Here is a 14,620-nt window from a genome sequence, read left to right on the forward strand (position 1 = left end):
GGGCGCCGGGTAGCCCGGGCCGGGACGCGCCCTGAACCCCCGCCCGTGCCGTCCCGCCTGGCCCCACGCTGGAAATGCGGGCTGGAGCCGCCCCCGCAGCGCGCTGAACACCGGCCCCGTTATACTCAGGCTATCGCGTCGCCCCCGGGGTCATTGAAGTCCTGCAATATCAATGGCTTGAGGGGTAAATCCGCTCCGTAATCCACCATGGTGGGGGTCGCTTCAGGCCTTCGCCCGGAACCCAATCACGCCATGCGTCTGTCCACGATCAAGCTGTCCGGATTCAAATCCTTCGTCGATCCGACCACGCTGCACCTGCCGACCAACATGACCGGCGTGGTGGGCCCAAACGGCTGTGGCAAATCGAACATCATCGACGCCGTGCGCTGGGTCATGGGCGAAAGCTCCGCCAGCCGCCTGCGTGGCGACTCGCTGACCGACGTCATCTTCTCCGGCTCCTCCGCCCGCAAGCCCGTCTCGCAGGCCGCCGTCGAGCTGATCTTCGACAACACCGACCACACCATCACCGGTGAGTACGCCTCGTTCAACGAGATCTCGGTCAAGCGCACCGTCAGCCGTGACGGCAGCAGCAACTACTACCTCAACGGCACCAAGTGCCGCCGCCGCGACATCACCGACCTGTTCCTCGGCACCGGCCTTGGGCCGCGCAGCTACTCGATCATCGAGCAGGGCATGATCAGCAAGATCATCGAGGCGCGGCCTGAAGATCTGCGGGTCTACCTGGAAGAAGCTGCCGGCATCTCCAAGTACAAGGAGCGCCGCAAGGAAACCGAGACCCGCATCCGGCATACCCGCGAGAATCTGGACCGCCTCAACGACCTGCGCGAGGAGATCGGCAAACAGCTCGAGCACCTCAAGCGCCAGGCGCGCCAGGCCGAGCAGTACCAGGCGCTGCAGGAAGAGCGCAAGGTCAAGGACGCCGAGTGGAAGGCGCTGGAATACCGTGGGCTGGATGGCCGCCTGGGCGGCCTGCGCGAAGCACTCTCGCGCGAGGAGACCCGCCTGCAGCAGCTGATCGCCGAGCAGCGCGATGCCGAAGCCCGCATCGAAACCAGCCGCCTGCGCCGCGAAGAGGCCTCCGATGCGCTCAACACCGCGCAGGCCGAGGTCTACCAGGTCGGCAGCACGCTGGCCCGCCTGGAGCAGCAGATCCAGCATCAGCGCGAGATGTCGCAGCGACTGAACAAGGCGCGCGATGAAGCGCAGCAGGCACTGGCCGATCTGGGCCAGCACATCAGTGGCGATGAGGCCAAGCTGATGGTGCTGCGCGAGGCAGTGGACGATGCCGAGCCGCGCCTGGAGCAGTTGCAGGAAGAGAATGAGATCAAGCAGGAAGCCCTGCGTGATGCCGAGGCCCGGCTGGCCGATTGGCAGCAGCGCTGGGAGAGCCATACCCGCAGCACCTCCGAAGCCTCGCGCGCCGGCGAAGTCGAGCGCACCCGCGTGGATTATCTGGATCGCCAGGTGCTGGAAGCCGATCGCCGCCGCGAGTCGCTGCAGGCCGAGCGCGCCGGGCTGGATCTGGACGCCCTGGCCGAGGTGTTCGAAGAACTGCACCTCCAGCACGAGACCCAGAAGGCCTCGCTGGACACGCTCAACGAGCAGGTGGAAGAACGCAAGCATGCCGTGGCCGGGCTGCAGGACCGCCAGCGCGCCGGGCAGACCGAGCTGGCCGAGATCCGCAAGCAGGCCCAGGCCGCCCGCGGCCGGTTGTCGTCACTGGAGACCCTGCAGCAGGCCGCACTAGGCCAGGAGCAGGGCGCCGCGGTGGCCTGGCTGAAGGCACGCGGGCTGGATTCGGGCGCGCGTGTCGGCGAACGCCTGACCGTGGAGAGCGGCTGGGAAAACGCCGTGGAAAGCGCGCTCGGCCAGCTGATCGAGGGCGTGCTGGTCGATTCCCCGGCATCGTTGGTGGACGCGCTGGGCGAACTGGGCGAAGGCCGTATCGCGCTGGTCTCGGCCGAGCAGGACGCGCTGGATGTCGCGCCAACCTCGCTGGCGGCGAAAGTGCAGGGCCCCACTGCGATCCGTCGGCTGCTGGCACGCCTGCATGCCGCCGAGGATCTCGCGTCCGCCCGTGCGCTGCAGGCGACGCTGGGCGAGGGCGACTCGGTCATCACCCGCGGTGGCGAGCGGCTGGGCGAGGGCTGGGTGCGCGTGTCGCGCTCCGGCGCGGCCAAGCAGGGCGCGCTGCTGCGCGAACGCGAGATAGTCACCCTGCGCGAGCAGATTGAAACACTGCAGGACCGCGAAGCGGCCTTGGAAGAGCAGCTGGCCGGCTTCCGTGACCAGTTGCTGGCCGGTGAGCAGCAACGCGAAGACGCGCAGCGCCAGCTGTACCTGGCCCATCGCAGCGTTTCCGAGCTCGGTGGCCAGCTGCAGAGCCAGCAGGGCAAGGTGGAGGCCGCACGCACCCGCATCGACCGCATCGAAGGCGAGCTGGTGCAATTGCTGGAGACGCTGGATGCCGGTCGCGAGCAGGTGCGCGAAGCACGTTCGCGGCTGGACGATGCGGTCACCAGCATGGGCGACCTGGAATCGGTCCGCGCCGCGCTGGAAGGCGAGCGTCGCCAGCTTACCGATGCCCGCGACCAGGCCCGCGACCAGGCCCGCAACGTGCGCGAGGCGGCGCACTCGCTCGCCTTGACGCTGGAATCGCAGCGCGCGCAGATCGCCTCGCTGAGCCAGGCGCTGGAGCGCATGAGTACCCAGCGTGGGCAGCTGGATACGCGATTGGGTGAACTGCATTCGCAGCTGGACGAAGGTGATTCGCCGGTCAAGGCGCTCGAAGCCGAACACCAGAACGCCTTGGGCGAGCGCGTGCGTGCCGACCGCGTGCTGGGCGAAGCCCGTACGTTGCTCGATGGCATCGATGCCGAACTGCGCACGTTCGAGCAGACCCGCCACCAGCGCGACGAACAGGCGCTGGCGCAGCGCGAGCGCATTTCCCAGCGCAAGCTCGACCAGCAGGCACTGGTGCTCAGTGCCGACCAGCTGTCGGCCTCGGTGGAGAAGGCCGGCTTCGTGCTGCAGGATGTGATCAACAGCCTGCCCGAGGATGCGCGGGTCACCGACTGGGAGCAGGCCGTGCACCAGATCGATGGCCGCATGCGCCGGCTGGAGCCGGTCAACCTGGCCGCCATCCAGGAATACGGCGAGGCGTCGCAGCGTTCGGAGTACCTGGATGCGCAGAACACCGACCTCACCACCGCGCTGGAAACCCTGGAGGACGCGATCCGCAAGATCGACCGCGAGACCCGCGGCCGCTTCAAGGACACCTTCGACCGCGTCAACGCCGGTGTGCAGCAGCTGTATCCGCGCCTGTTCGGTGGTGGCCACGCCTACCTCGAGCTGACAGGTGAAGACCTGCTCGACACCGGTGTTGCGATCATGGCGCGGCCGCCGGGCAAGCGGGTGTCGAGCATCTCGCTGCTTTCCGGTGGCGAGAAGGCGATGACCGCGGTGGCGCTGGTGTTTGCGATCTTCCAGCTCAACCCGGCACCGTTCTGCCTGCTGGACGAGGTGGACGCGCCGTTGGACGAAGCCAACGTCGGTCGCCTGGCCAACATGGTCAAGGAAATGAGCGAGAAGGTTCAGTTCCTGTTTGTGAGCCACAACAAGGCCACGATGGAAGCTGCACACCAGCTCTCCGGCGTGACCATGCGCGAACCGGGCGTCAGCCGACTGGTCAGTGTCGACCTGGAGGAAGCCGCACGATTGGCGGGCGCGGCTTGACGTGCCATCCTTAAGTACCTGAATGATTTAGCCGGAGACCCCCCCGAATGTCCGACATGGCACTGCTCCGCATCGGCATCCTGGCCGCCGGCCTGCTGTTGATCGCTGCGATCTTCCTGTTTGGCCGTCCGAAAAAGAAAGTGCAGGGCCGTCGCGTCGAAGGTGCCGAGAGCACCAGCGGCCAGCGCCGTGAGCCCGTGCTGGGCGAGGGCGAGAGCCCGGCCGAGGGCGCTGCTCCCGTTGTCGGCGAAGACGGCGTCACCCAGCCCGAGCTGGGCCTGCCGGACGTGGACGCCGCGCCGGCCAGCGACCTGGGCAAGCGTGCGACGCAGGATTTCGACAAGATCGTCTCGCTGTTCGTCGCTGCGCGCGCGGGCGAGCAGCTGCGTGGCGAGGACATCGTCGTTGCTGCGGAAAAGACCGGCCTGGTGTTCGGCCACATGAATGTCTTCCACCGCCTGGTCGAAGGCCACCCCGAGCGCGGCCCGATCTTCTCGATGGCCAGCATCATGAAGCCGGGCAGTTTCGACATGGCCAACATCCGCGAGATGGAAACCCCGGCGATCGCCTTCTTCCTGACCCTGCCGGCGCCGCTGACCGCGCTGGACGCCTGGGAAAAGATGCTGCCGACCGTGCAGCGCATGGGCGAGCTGCTCGATGGCGTCGTGCTCGATGACAGCCGCAATGCCCTGGGTCGCCAGCGCATCGCGCACATCCGTGATGAGCTGCGCGCCTACGACCGCCAGCACCAGGCCCCGCCGCTGACCAAGGCCCCGCGCTGGTGATTGCCGTAGAGCCGACCAACGGTCGGCTCTACCTGTTCTGGCTGACCACCGTGTCGAAGGCCGCACGGAACCGCGCCATTTCGGCCGCGGTGCCCACCGTCACGCGCACCCGCTGCGGCCAGATCGGCCAGCTGCGCCCGATGACCACGCCCTGTTCGGCCATCGCCGCAGAGAACGCCGCGCCGTCGCGCTGCACATCGACCACGAAACAGTTTGCTTCCGACGGCACACAGCTAAAGCCGCGCTTACCGAGCCAGCCGATGGTCTCCTGCCGTACCAGGGCATTCTCCGCCTTGCGCTGCGCGATCAATCCCGGATCACGCAGGCTCGCCAGTCCCGCCGCCATCGCGGTGACCGGCAGCGGGTTGTCGCCCAGGCTGGCCAGTTCCTTCAGCCGGTCCGGATGCGCGGCCGCCACCCCCAGGCGCAGGCCGGCCATGCCGTAGAGCTTGGAGAAGGTGCGCAGCACGATCACATCGTCGCGCTGCATCACCTGGCCGATCACCGAGCGCTGCTCGCTGTACTGCAGGTAGGCCTCGTCCACCAGCACGCGGGTCTGGGCCGGCTTGTTGGCCAGCAGCCAGGCAATGTCGGCCGCCGGGGTGATCGAACCGGTGGGATTGTTGGGGTTGCACAGATACAGCAGGCCGGCATTGACCGTCGCGGCAGCCGCCGCCATCGCATGCACGTCGTGTGCCCCGTCGGCGCGCAGCGGCACCCTGGCCACCGTGGCCCCACGCGCCGCGGCAAGATCGCCCGGCGCCTCGAAGGTGGGATCGGCGACCACCAGCCCCGCACCAGGCGAGGTCCACAGCACGGCCGCCCGGTTCAGTGGCTCGCTCGAGCCCGGATACAGCCGCACGTGATCCTTGTCGATGCCTTCCTGCTGGGCGAACAGATCGCGCAGCTCGCCGGCCAGAGCAAACAGATACCGCCCGCTGCTGGCGATGATGTCGCGCGCCGCCGCCTGCGCAGCCAGTGATGGCCCATACGGGCATTCGTTGAAGTTCAGCAGCACCGGTCCTGTGCTGGCGGGGAGCGCACGCGACGGCGCGGCGGATGCAGGCAGCACGCCCAGGCCGGATAACGCCAGGCCGGCACCGGCCAACTGCAGGAACGAGCGACGGGAAGTGGTGGGGGCAGGCGTCACGGGGCACCGGAAACAAGGGGTTCGGCGCACGCTAGCGCCACGGCGGATCGGCGGCAAGCGTTCTTCACTGCGCGCAGGAGCGGGGGGAGGGGTAAAATTGAATGCCCCACCAGGATCGCCTCCCGCATGACCCCCAGCCCCGCCGCACGTGCCGACGTCCTGCGCCGCCAGATCGAGGATGCCGGCAAGGCATACCACGAGCGCGACGAGCAGCTGATCCCCGACGTCGAGTACGACCTGCTGGTGCGCGAGCTGGAGGCGATCGAGCAGGCACACCCGGAGCTGGCCGCGGCCGATTCGCCGACCCGGCAGGTCGGTGGCAAGGCGTCCTCCCGTTTCGCCGAGGTCCGTCACGCGGTGCCGATGCTGTCGCTGGGCAATGCCTTCAATGATGAGGAAGTCCAGGATTTCGTGCGCCGCATCAGCGAGCGCCTGCGTCGCAGCACGCTGTATTTTTCCGCCGAACCGAAGCTTGACGGCCTGGCGATCAGCCTGCGCTACGAGGAGGGCCGTTTCGTGCAGGGGGCGACCCGTGGCGATGGCGCCACCGGCGAGGATGTCAGCGCGAACCTCCGCCAGATCAGTGTGATCCCGCAGGTGCTCAAGGGTGAGGGCTGGCCAGCGGTGCTGGAAGTGCGCGGCGAGGTCTACATGGCCCGTGCCGACTTCGAGGCCTACAACGCCGATGCGCGCCTGCATGACGGCAAAGTGCTGGCCAATCCGCGCAACGCCGCCGCCGGCTCGCTGCGCCAGCTCGATCCGAAGATGAGCGCAAGGCGCAAGCTGAGCTTCTACGCTTACGGCACCGGCCAGGTTGAAGGCGGCGAGTTGCCGCCCACGCATTCGGCCACGCTGGCGCAGCTGCGCGCGTGGGGGCTGCCGGTGAGTGACCTGTGCCAGGTGGTGGAGGGCGCCGACGGGCTGCTCGCCTATTACCGCGACATCGGCGAACGCCGCGACGGTCTGGCTTTCGATATCGACGGTGTGGTCTACAAGCTCGACGATCGCGCCGGCCAGGAACAGATGGGCTTCGTCGCGCGCGCACCGCGCTGGGCGATCGCGCACAAGTTCCCGGCGCAGGAACAGACCACCACTGTGGAGGCGATCGAGATCCAGATCGGCCGCACGGGTGCGGCGACCCCGGTCGCGCGTCTGGCGCCGGTCGCCGTGGCCGGCGTGATCGTGTCCAACGCGACGCTGCACAATGCCGACCAGATCGCGCGCCTGGATGTGCGCGTGGGCGATACGGTGATCGTGCGCCGCGCCGGTGATGTGATCCCGGAAGTGGTCAGCGTGATCGCCGACCGTCGTCCCGCCGGCACCACGCCGTGGCAGATGCCTTCGCAGTGCCCGGTGTGCGGCTCGGAGATCGTCCGCGAAGAGGGCGAGGCCGCCTGGCGCTGCTCGGGTGAGCTGAGCTGTCCGGCGCAGCGCAAGGAAGCCATCGCGCACTTCGCCTCGCGCCGTGCCATGGATATCGACGGCCTGGGCAGCAAGTACATCGAGACCCTGGTCGACGCCGGTATCGTGCGCGGCGTGGCCGATCTGTACCGCCTGCAGCGCGATCAACTGCTGCAGCTCAAGCTGGTGCTGGATGCCGAATCGCCCGAGGCGCTGGCCAGCCAGATCGGCCTGCACCTGCCGCCGGAAGGCAGCGGCGATTACCTGAGGGCCATCCTCAAGCTCGATGGCAGCGACGAGGCATGGCGCGCGCAGGCGCTGGCGATGCCGGCCACGTTCGCCTGGAACACGAAAAAGATCGCGACCAAGTGGGCCGACAACCTGATCGCCGCGATCGACGCCAGCCGCACCACCACGCTGGAGCGGCTGTTGTTCGCGCTGGGCATCGAGCATGTCGGCGAGAGCACCGCCAAGGCGCTGGCGACCTGGTTCGGCGATCTCGAACTGATCCGTCATCTGCCGTGGCCGCTGTTCAAGCGCGTGCCCGACATCGGCGGCGAAGTGGCGCGATCGCTCGGCCACTTCTTCGAACAGGCCGGCAACCAGGAGGCGATCGACGCGCTGCTGCAGGTCGGGCAGGTGCGCATCAGCGATGTGCATCCACCGATCGCCAAGTTGCGCGAGGGGCTGGATTTCGCGCAGCTGCTGGTCGAAGCAGAGATTCCGGGCATCACCCGGCTGCGCGCGGAGAAGCTGGTGGCGATGCTGCCGGATGCGGCCTCGGTGCTGGATGCCGAGCCGGTGCGGTTCGTGGCCGCCGGCCTGCCGAACGAGGTAGCCCTCGGGCTGGCCGACTGGCTCGACAGCGAAGGCCACGGCCCGATGCTGCTCAAGGCCGAGGAGTACCGCCAGAAGCTGCTGGCACTGGCGCCGGAGCAGGCCGACCAGGTCGCCGGCCCGTTGGACGGCCAGACCGCCGTGCTGACCGGAACGCTGACGCAGATGAACCGCGACGAGGCCAAAGCCCGGCTGGAAGCGCTCGGCGCCAAGGTGGCTGGCAGTGTGTCGAAAAAAACCTCCTTCGTGGTTGCCGGTGCCGAGGCCGGTTCCAAGCTGACCAAGGCGCAGGAGCTGGGCGTGCCGGTCTGGGACGAAGACCAGCTGATCGCCTTCCTCGCGCAGCACTGAACAAGAGAAACCGCATGCAGACCGTTCCCCTCGATTTCCGCCTGGCCACCGTCGCCGACACCGAGTTGCTGATCGGGCTGATGCGTGATTTCTACGCCGAAGACAACCTCGACTTCGAAGACACCCGTGTGCGGAACGCGCTGGCCGCGTTGCTGGAAGATCCGCGCAACGGTGAAGTGCTGCTGTGGCTGGACGAGGCCGGCGCGGTGGTGGGCTATGGAGCACTGGCGATGGGCTTCAGCCTGGAGCAGGGCGGCCACTTTGCGTTGCTCGATGAGCTGTACCTGAGCCATGCCGCGCGTGGGCGGGGCCGCGGCAAGCAGGCGCTGGCCATCCTCGAACAGCGCGCCAACGCACGTGGCGTGGAGCGCATGCGCCTGGAAGTGAACCATCACAACGAACTGGCGCGACGCCTGTACCTGGCCACCGGCTACGTCGATGACACCCGCGATCTGCTGACCCTGCCGCTGGCGAAGCGCCTGAAGGACGCGCGCGCGTGATCGCCGCGCTGCGCCAGCGTGCCGCGCTCAACGCACTGATCCGCCGCTTCTTCGCCGCACGCGACGTGCTCGAGGTCGAAACGCCGATCCTGTCCGCAGCGGGCAATACCGAGCCGAACATCGACAGCTTCCATACCCGCTTCAGCGGGCACGTGGATGCGGGCACTGCGCAACGCTGGCTGCGCACCTCGCCGGAGTTCCCGCTGAAGCGATTGCTCGCGGCAGGGGTGGGGGACTGCTACGAACTGGGTCGTGTGTTCCGCAACGGCGAAGCCGGCGGCCGCCACAATCCCGAGTTCACCATGCTGGAGTGGTACCGGGTCGGCTGGGACCACCGTCGCCTGATCGACGAGACCGCCGCTCTCGTGCGCGATGCGCTGCAACTGGTTCAGCGCGAGGCGACGCTGGAGGTCATCGATTACCGTGGTCTTTACCAGCAGCACGTCGGGCTGGACCCGTTCCAGGCCAGCCTGGAAGACCTGCAGGTACCGCTGGCCGAGGTCCGCATCGATGCGGACGGATTGACCCGGGATGACTGGCTCGATCTGCTGATGACCCACTGCATCCAACCGCACTTCCGTGACGACACCATGACGGTGGTGCATGACTGGCCTGCCACCCAGGCGGCACTGGCGAGAATTCGGCCGGGCACGCCGCCGCTGGCCGAACGGTTCGAGCTGTACCTGGGCAGCGTGGAGCTGGCCAACGGCTATCACGAGCTGAACGACGCGGCTGAACAGCGCGCGCGTTTCGAGCGCGACCATGCCATCCGTACCGCGCGCGGCGACGTGCTGCCCCCGCTGGATGAACACCTCTTGGCGGCCCTGCCGGCGCTGCCCGATTGCGCGGGGGTGGCGGTGGGCGTGGACCGGCTGCTGATGGCGATGAACCGCACCGGCCGCATCGCCGATGTGCTGGCCTTCGATTTCGCCCACGCCTGAGGCGTTTTGACGCATCCGCGTCTTGCACGGGCTGCATGATGATGCTCTGATCACACCGGATGTCCGAAGGTGGGTCATGTGATTGTTCAGGCGTGGCGGGGATCGTGTTGATGAAGCTGTTGGTAGGCGCGGGCATGCCCTTGTGGCCGGTGTTGCTGTGGACTGCGCTGATGCCTGAAACGGCGCTCGCGCAGGCCGGCGGCTATGCCGGTCAGGTGGTGCGTTGCGAATCGCGCGACATGGGGTGGGTGCATTGCGATGTCCCCACCGAAGGCGGTGTCGATCTGATCCGCCAGCTCTCCGACAACAGCTGCGTGCGAGGCTCGGAATGGGGCACCGACCGTTCCGGCGTCTGGGTGACCCTGGGCTGTCGCGCCGAGTTCCGCGCGCGTACCGCGGCTGCCGCGCCGCGTGCCGACGGCGAACGCCGCACGCGGCGGGTGGTGCGCTGCGAATCCAACGGGCGCCCGCAGAGCTGCCCGGTTGTGCTGCAGGGCGCGCCGGTGCGTCTGCTGCGCCAGCTCACCTCGCTGCCGTGCCGCGAAGGCCACAGCTGGGGCTATCGCCGCAATGAGATCTGGGTGACCCGCGGTTGCCAGGGCGAGTTCGAGGTCGGTGCCGCCGATGGCAGCGGGTTCCTCAACGTGCCACGCATCCTGGTCTGCGAATCCAAGTCGCGCCAGCGCCGCTTCTGTGGCGCCGGGATCACCCACGGTGTCACGCTCAACAAGCAGCTCTCCGGCACCCCCTGCGAGCAGGGCAGCAGCTGGGGCTGGGACAGCCGTGGGGTCTGGGTCGACAAGGGCTGCCGCGCCGAGTTCGCGGTCAACTGAGCGCGCGATTCCGCCTGCATCGGCACGCCGCTACAATGGCCCGATGAACGCATCCACCGACATCGACTACGCCCGTTACGACCATATCCGCCCGATCCTGTGGACCGGCGAGAGCCTGCAGCTGCTCGACCAGCGCAAACTGCCGTTCATCGTCGAGCACGTGGAGTGCCGCGACAGCGACGCGGTTGCCGAGGCCATCCATGCGCTGACCGTGCGCGGCGCACCGGCGATCGGCATTGCCGCCGCCTGGGGCGTGGTACTGGCGGCCAATGAGGTCCAGGCCGACGATGGCGCCCAAGCGCTGTTGAAGCTGGAGCCGGCCCTGCAACGCCTGAACGCCTCGCGCCCGACCGCCGTGAACCTGGCCTGGGCGCTGGCCCGCATGCGCCGCGCGCTGGCCCCGGCCGGTGCCGACTGGCAGCAGGTGCTGGCCGCCGAAGCCCAGGCAATCGCCGAGGAAGATCTGGCCGCCAACCGCCACATGGGCGCGCTGGGCGCCGGCCTGATCGAGGCCGGCAGCGGTGTGCTCACCCACTGCAATACCGGCTCGCTGGCCACTGCCGGCTTCGGCACCGCGCTGGGCGTGATCCGCGCCGGCATGGCCCAGCACCGCATCGCCCGCGTGTTCGCCGGCGAGACCCGGCCGTGGCTGCAGGGCGCTCGCCTGACCGTATGGGAGCTGCAGCAGGATGGCATCGATGCCACCCTGATCGCCGATTCGGCCGCCTCGCACCTGATGAAGACTGGTGCGGTCCAGTGGGTGATCGTGGGCGCGGACCGCATCTGCGCCAACGGCGACACCGCCAACAAGATCGGCACCTACCAGCTGGCCATCGCCGCCCGCCACCACGGCGTGAAGTTCATGGTGGTGGCGCCGTCCTCCACGGTGGACATGGACACTGCCGACGGCGAGCAGATCGAGATCGAGCAGCGCGATCCTGGCGAGCTCTACGGCGTGGGCGGCACCCGCACCGTGGCCGAGGGCATCGCCGCCTGGAACCCGGTGTTCGACGTCACCCCGGGCAGCCTGATCGACGCCATCGTGACCGAGCGCGGGGTGATCCTGAACCCGACGATGGCCAACATGCAGGCCGCGTTCGGCTGAGGCCGGCTGCGGCGCGTGCCACGACCGACGGTCGTGGCCTGCCCAAGCGCCCGCCAACGCCCCCGTAAGTTCCTGATTCTTGCCGGTAAAACCCCCGTAAAAGCGGGCGGAAAATGGCCCGCTGTGGTAGAATCCAACGGTTAATCGAGATTCCGGCGCAACCGCCCCGAAAGGGCGGTCGTGACGGACTGGACCGCTACCAGACAACGGAACCCGAATGGCAGAAACCGCCAAGGAAATCATCCAGGTCAACCTGGAAGACGAGATGCGCAAGAGTTACCTCGATTACGCGATGAGCGTGATCGTGGGGCGCGCACTCCCGGATGCGCGCGATGGCCTCAAGCCGGTGCATCGCCGCGTGCTGTTCGCGATGAGTGAACTCAACGCGCACGCCAACAAGCCTTACTTCAAGTCGGCGCGTATCGTCGGTGACGTCATCGGTAAGTACCACCCGCATGGCGATCAGTCGGTGTACGACACGCTGGTGCGTCTGGCACAGCCGTTCTCGCTGCGCTACATGCTGGTCGATGGCCAGGGTAACTTCGGTTCGGTCGACGGCGACTCCGCCGCGGCGATGCGATACACCGAAGCCCGCATGTCCAGGCTCACCCATGAGCTGATGGCCGACATCGACAAGGAAACGGTCGATTTCCAGCCCAACTACGACGAAAAGGAACTGGAGCCGACGGTCATGCCGACCCGGTTCCCGAACCTGCTGGTCAACGGTTCGGCCGGTATCGCGGTGGGCATGGCGACCAACATCCCGCCGCACAACCTGACCGAATCGATCAACGCCTGCATCGCGCTGATCGACAACCCCGAGATCGACGTCGACGGCCTGATGGAGTTCATCCCGGGCCCGGACTTCCCGACCGCGGGCATCATCAATGGCACCGCCGGCATCGTCGCCGGGTACCGGACCGGTCGTGGCCGTGTGCGCATCCGCGCCAAGGCCGAGGTCGAAGTGGCTGACAACGGCCGCGAATCGATCATCGTCACCGAGATCCCGTACCAGGTGAACAAGGCCCGGTTGATCGAGAAGATCGCCGAGCTGGTCAAGGAAAAGAAGCTCGAAGGCATCAGCGAACTGCGCGATGAGTCCGACAAGGACGGCATGCGCATCTTCATCGAGATCAAGCGCGGCGAGTCGGCGGAAGTTGTGTTGAACAACCTCTACCAGCAGACCCAGATGGAGTCGGTGTTCGGCATCAACATGGTGGCGCTGGTCGATGGCCGCCCGCAGTTGATGAACCTCAAGCAGATGCTCGAGGCCTTCGTGCGCCACCGCCGCGAAGTGGTCACCCGCCGCACCGTGTTCGAACTGCGCAAGGCGCGTGCGCGTGCGCACGTGCTGGAAGGCCTGACCGTCGCGCTGGCCAACATCGACGAGATGATCGAACTGATCAAGACCTCGCCGAACCCCACCGAGGCGCGCGAACGCATGCTCGCCCGCCTGTGGGAGCCGGGCCTGGTCGGCTCGATGCTGGGCGCCGCCGGTGCCGAAGCCTCGCGTCCGGATGATCTGCCCAAGGGTGTGGGCCTGCTTGCGGGCGGCTACCAGCTGACCGAGATCCAGGCGACCCAGATCCTGGAAATGCGCCTGCATCGCCTGACCGGGCTGGAGCAGGACCGCCTGACCGACGAGTACAAGCTGCTGCTGGAAACGATCGCCGGGCTGATCCATATCCTGGAAGATCCGGACCGTCTGCTGCAGGTCATCCGCGAAGAGCTGATCAACGTGCGTACGGAGTTCGGCGACGAGCGCCGCACCGAGATCCGCCACAGCGAAGAAGACCTGGACATCCTCGACCTGATCGCCCCGGAAGACGTGGTGGTCACCCTGTCGCACGCCGGCTATGCCAAGCGCCAGCCGGTCAGTGCCTACCGGGCCCAGCGCCGCGGTGGCCGTGGCCGCAGCGCTGCCTCGACCAAGGAAGAGGATTTCATCGAACAGCTGTGGCTGGTCAACACGCATGACACGCTGCTGACCTTCACCAGTGCGGGCAAGGTGTTCTGGCTGCCGGTCCACCAGTTGCCGGAGGCCGGCTCCAACGCCCGTGGCCGCCCGATCATCAACTGGATTCCGCTGGAAGCCGGTGAGCGGGTCCAGGCCGTGCTGCCGGTACGCGAGTACGCCGAAGGCCAGTTCGTGTTCTTCGCCACCCGCAACGGCACGGTCAAGAAGACCCCTCTCAGCGAATTCGCCTTCCGCCTGGCGCGCGGCAAGATCGCGATCAACCTCGATGAGGGCGATGCGCTGGTCGGCGTCGGCCTGACCGATGGCGAGCGCGACATCCTGCTGTTCGCCTCCAATGGCAAGACCGTGCGCTTCGGTGAGGACAAGGTCCGCTCGATGGGCCGTACCGCCACCGGCGTGCGCGGCATCAAGATGCCCAAGGGTGAGGAAGTGGTCAGCCTGATCGTGGCCGAGAGTGCCGGCGGCAGCGAAGACGAGAACGAGGATGAGAGCCAGGTCGACGAGACCGTGATCGACAGCGGCGATGCCGTGATCGAGAACGGCGCCGACGATGACAACGCGCTCTACATCCTGACCGCGACCGAGAACGGCTACGGCAAGCGCACCCCGCTGCCGGATTACCCGCGCAAGGGCCGTGGCACGCAGGGTGTGATCGGCATCCAGACCACCGAGCGCAACGGCAAGCTGGTGCGTGCGGTGCTGATGGGCCCGCGCGACGAAGTGCTGCTGATCTCCGATGGTGGCACCCTGGTGCGTACCCGCGGTTCGGAAATCTCGCGCGTCGGCCGCAACACCCAGGGCGTGACCCTGATCCGTCTGTCCAAGGAAGAGAAGCTCCAGGCGGTTGAACGCATGGATGCCTCGCTGGATGAGGGTGTGGAAGAAGATGCACCGGCGGCCGTCGAGGCCAGCCCGGTGGTGGCACCGCCGGAGGCGTAAGCCCCTGCGGCAGTGACACGGAAAACGCCGGCAGATGCCGGCGT

9 protein-coding genes are annotated in these 14,620 nt (G+C 67.5%); 8 read left to right on the forward strand and 1 reads right to left on the reverse strand.

Annotation, left to right across the window (positions count from 1 at the left end; translation table 11 throughout):
- The first annotated feature begins 252 nt into the window (after window positions 1-252).
- Together smc and zipA are read left to right on the forward strand one after the other, a co-directional pair.
- Entirely contained in the window at window positions 253-3,756 is a 3,504-nt protein-coding gene (gene smc, locus POS15_RS04580; RefSeq protein WP_046273333.1) for a chromosome segregation protein SMC, read from the forward strand.
- A 47-nt stretch (window positions 3,757-3,803) separates the two neighbouring features.
- Window positions 3,804-4,541, forward strand: a complete 738-nt coding sequence (gene zipA / locus POS15_RS04585; protein ID WP_019184344.1) for a cell division protein ZipA — start codon at window positions 3,804-3,806, stop codon at window positions 4,539-4,541.
- A gap of 28 nt (window positions 4,542-4,569) precedes the next feature.
- Here the strand turns inward: zipA and POS15_RS04590 are convergent, their stop codons facing one another.
- On the reverse strand, window positions 4,570-5,691 hold the full coding sequence (locus POS15_RS04590; RefSeq protein WP_284129067.1) for a pyridoxal phosphate-dependent aminotransferase: 1,122 nt from the start codon (window positions 5,689-5,691) through the stop codon (window positions 4,570-4,572).
- A gap of 126 nt (window positions 5,692-5,817) precedes the next feature.
- On the opposite strand from POS15_RS04590, the gene ligA reads away from it, so the two are divergent.
- The 6 genes from ligA (at window position 5,818) to gyrA (ending at window position 14,576) form a co-directional block, all read left to right on the forward strand.
- On the forward strand, window positions 5,818-8,280 hold the full coding sequence (gene ligA, locus POS15_RS04595; RefSeq protein WP_284129068.1) for an NAD-dependent DNA ligase LigA: 2,463 nt from the start codon (window positions 5,818-5,820) through the stop codon (window positions 8,278-8,280).
- A gap of 14 nt (window positions 8,281-8,294) precedes the next feature.
- Window positions 8,295-8,780: a GNAT family N-acetyltransferase gene (locus POS15_RS04600; protein WP_284129069.1), complete on the forward strand. Its 486-nt coding sequence runs from the start codon at window positions 8,295-8,297 to the stop codon at window positions 8,778-8,780.
- Window positions 8,777-9,721, forward strand: coding sequence for an EF-P lysine aminoacylase EpmA (gene epmA, locus POS15_RS04605; protein ID WP_284129070.1), 945 nt, complete (start codon window positions 8,777-8,779; stop codon window positions 9,719-9,721). Before POS15_RS04600 ends, epmA begins: the two co-directional genes overlap by 4 nt.
- Before the next feature lie 110 nt (window positions 9,722-9,831).
- Window positions 9,832-10,554 carry a DUF3011 domain-containing protein gene (locus tag POS15_RS04610; RefSeq protein ID WP_019184339.1) on the forward strand — a complete coding sequence of 241 codons (723 nt, stop codon included), beginning with the start codon at window positions 9,832-9,834 and terminating at the stop codon, window positions 10,552-10,554.
- Window positions 10,555-10,597: 43 nt separating this feature from the next.
- Entirely contained in the window at window positions 10,598-11,659 is a 1,062-nt protein-coding gene (gene mtnA, locus POS15_RS04615) for an S-methyl-5-thioribose-1-phosphate isomerase (protein ID WP_284129071.1), read from the forward strand.
- Between the two features lie 217 nt (window positions 11,660-11,876).
- Window positions 11,877-14,576: a DNA gyrase subunit A gene (gene gyrA / locus POS15_RS04620; protein WP_019184337.1), complete on the forward strand. Its 2,700-nt coding sequence runs from the start codon at window positions 11,877-11,879 to the stop codon at window positions 14,574-14,576.
- The last annotated feature ends 44 nt before the right edge of the window (window positions 14,577-14,620 follow it).

The organism is Stenotrophomonas sp. BIO128-Bstrain, from assembly GCF_030128875.1.
GTDB lineage: Bacteria > Pseudomonadota > Gammaproteobacteria > Xanthomonadales > Xanthomonadaceae > Stenotrophomonas > Stenotrophomonas bentonitica_A.

Excerpts from the sequence above, each read along its gene's own strand:
- mtnA (WP_284129071.1), top strand. The coding sequence starts at position 10,598 with ATGAACGCATCCACCGACATCGACTACGCCCGTTACGACCATATCCGC.
- zipA (WP_019184344.1), top strand. The coding sequence starts at position 3,804 with ATGTCCGACATGGCACTGCTCCGCATCGGCATCCTGGCCGCCGGCCTG.
- smc (WP_046273333.1), top strand. The coding sequence starts at position 253 with ATGCGTCTGTCCACGATCAAGCTGTCCGGATTCAAATCCTTCGTCGAT.
- POS15_RS04610 (WP_019184339.1), top strand. The coding sequence starts at position 9,832 with ATGAAGCTGTTGGTAGGCGCGGGCATGCCCTTGTGGCCGGTGTTGCTG.
- ligA (WP_284129068.1), top strand. The coding sequence starts at position 5,818 with ATGACCCCCAGCCCCGCCGCACGTGCCGACGTCCTGCGCCGCCAGATC.
- POS15_RS04600 (WP_284129069.1), top strand. The coding sequence starts at position 8,295 with ATGCAGACCGTTCCCCTCGATTTCCGCCTGGCCACCGTCGCCGACACC.
- gyrA (WP_019184337.1), top strand. The coding sequence starts at position 11,877 with ATGGCAGAAACCGCCAAGGAAATCATCCAGGTCAACCTGGAAGACGAG.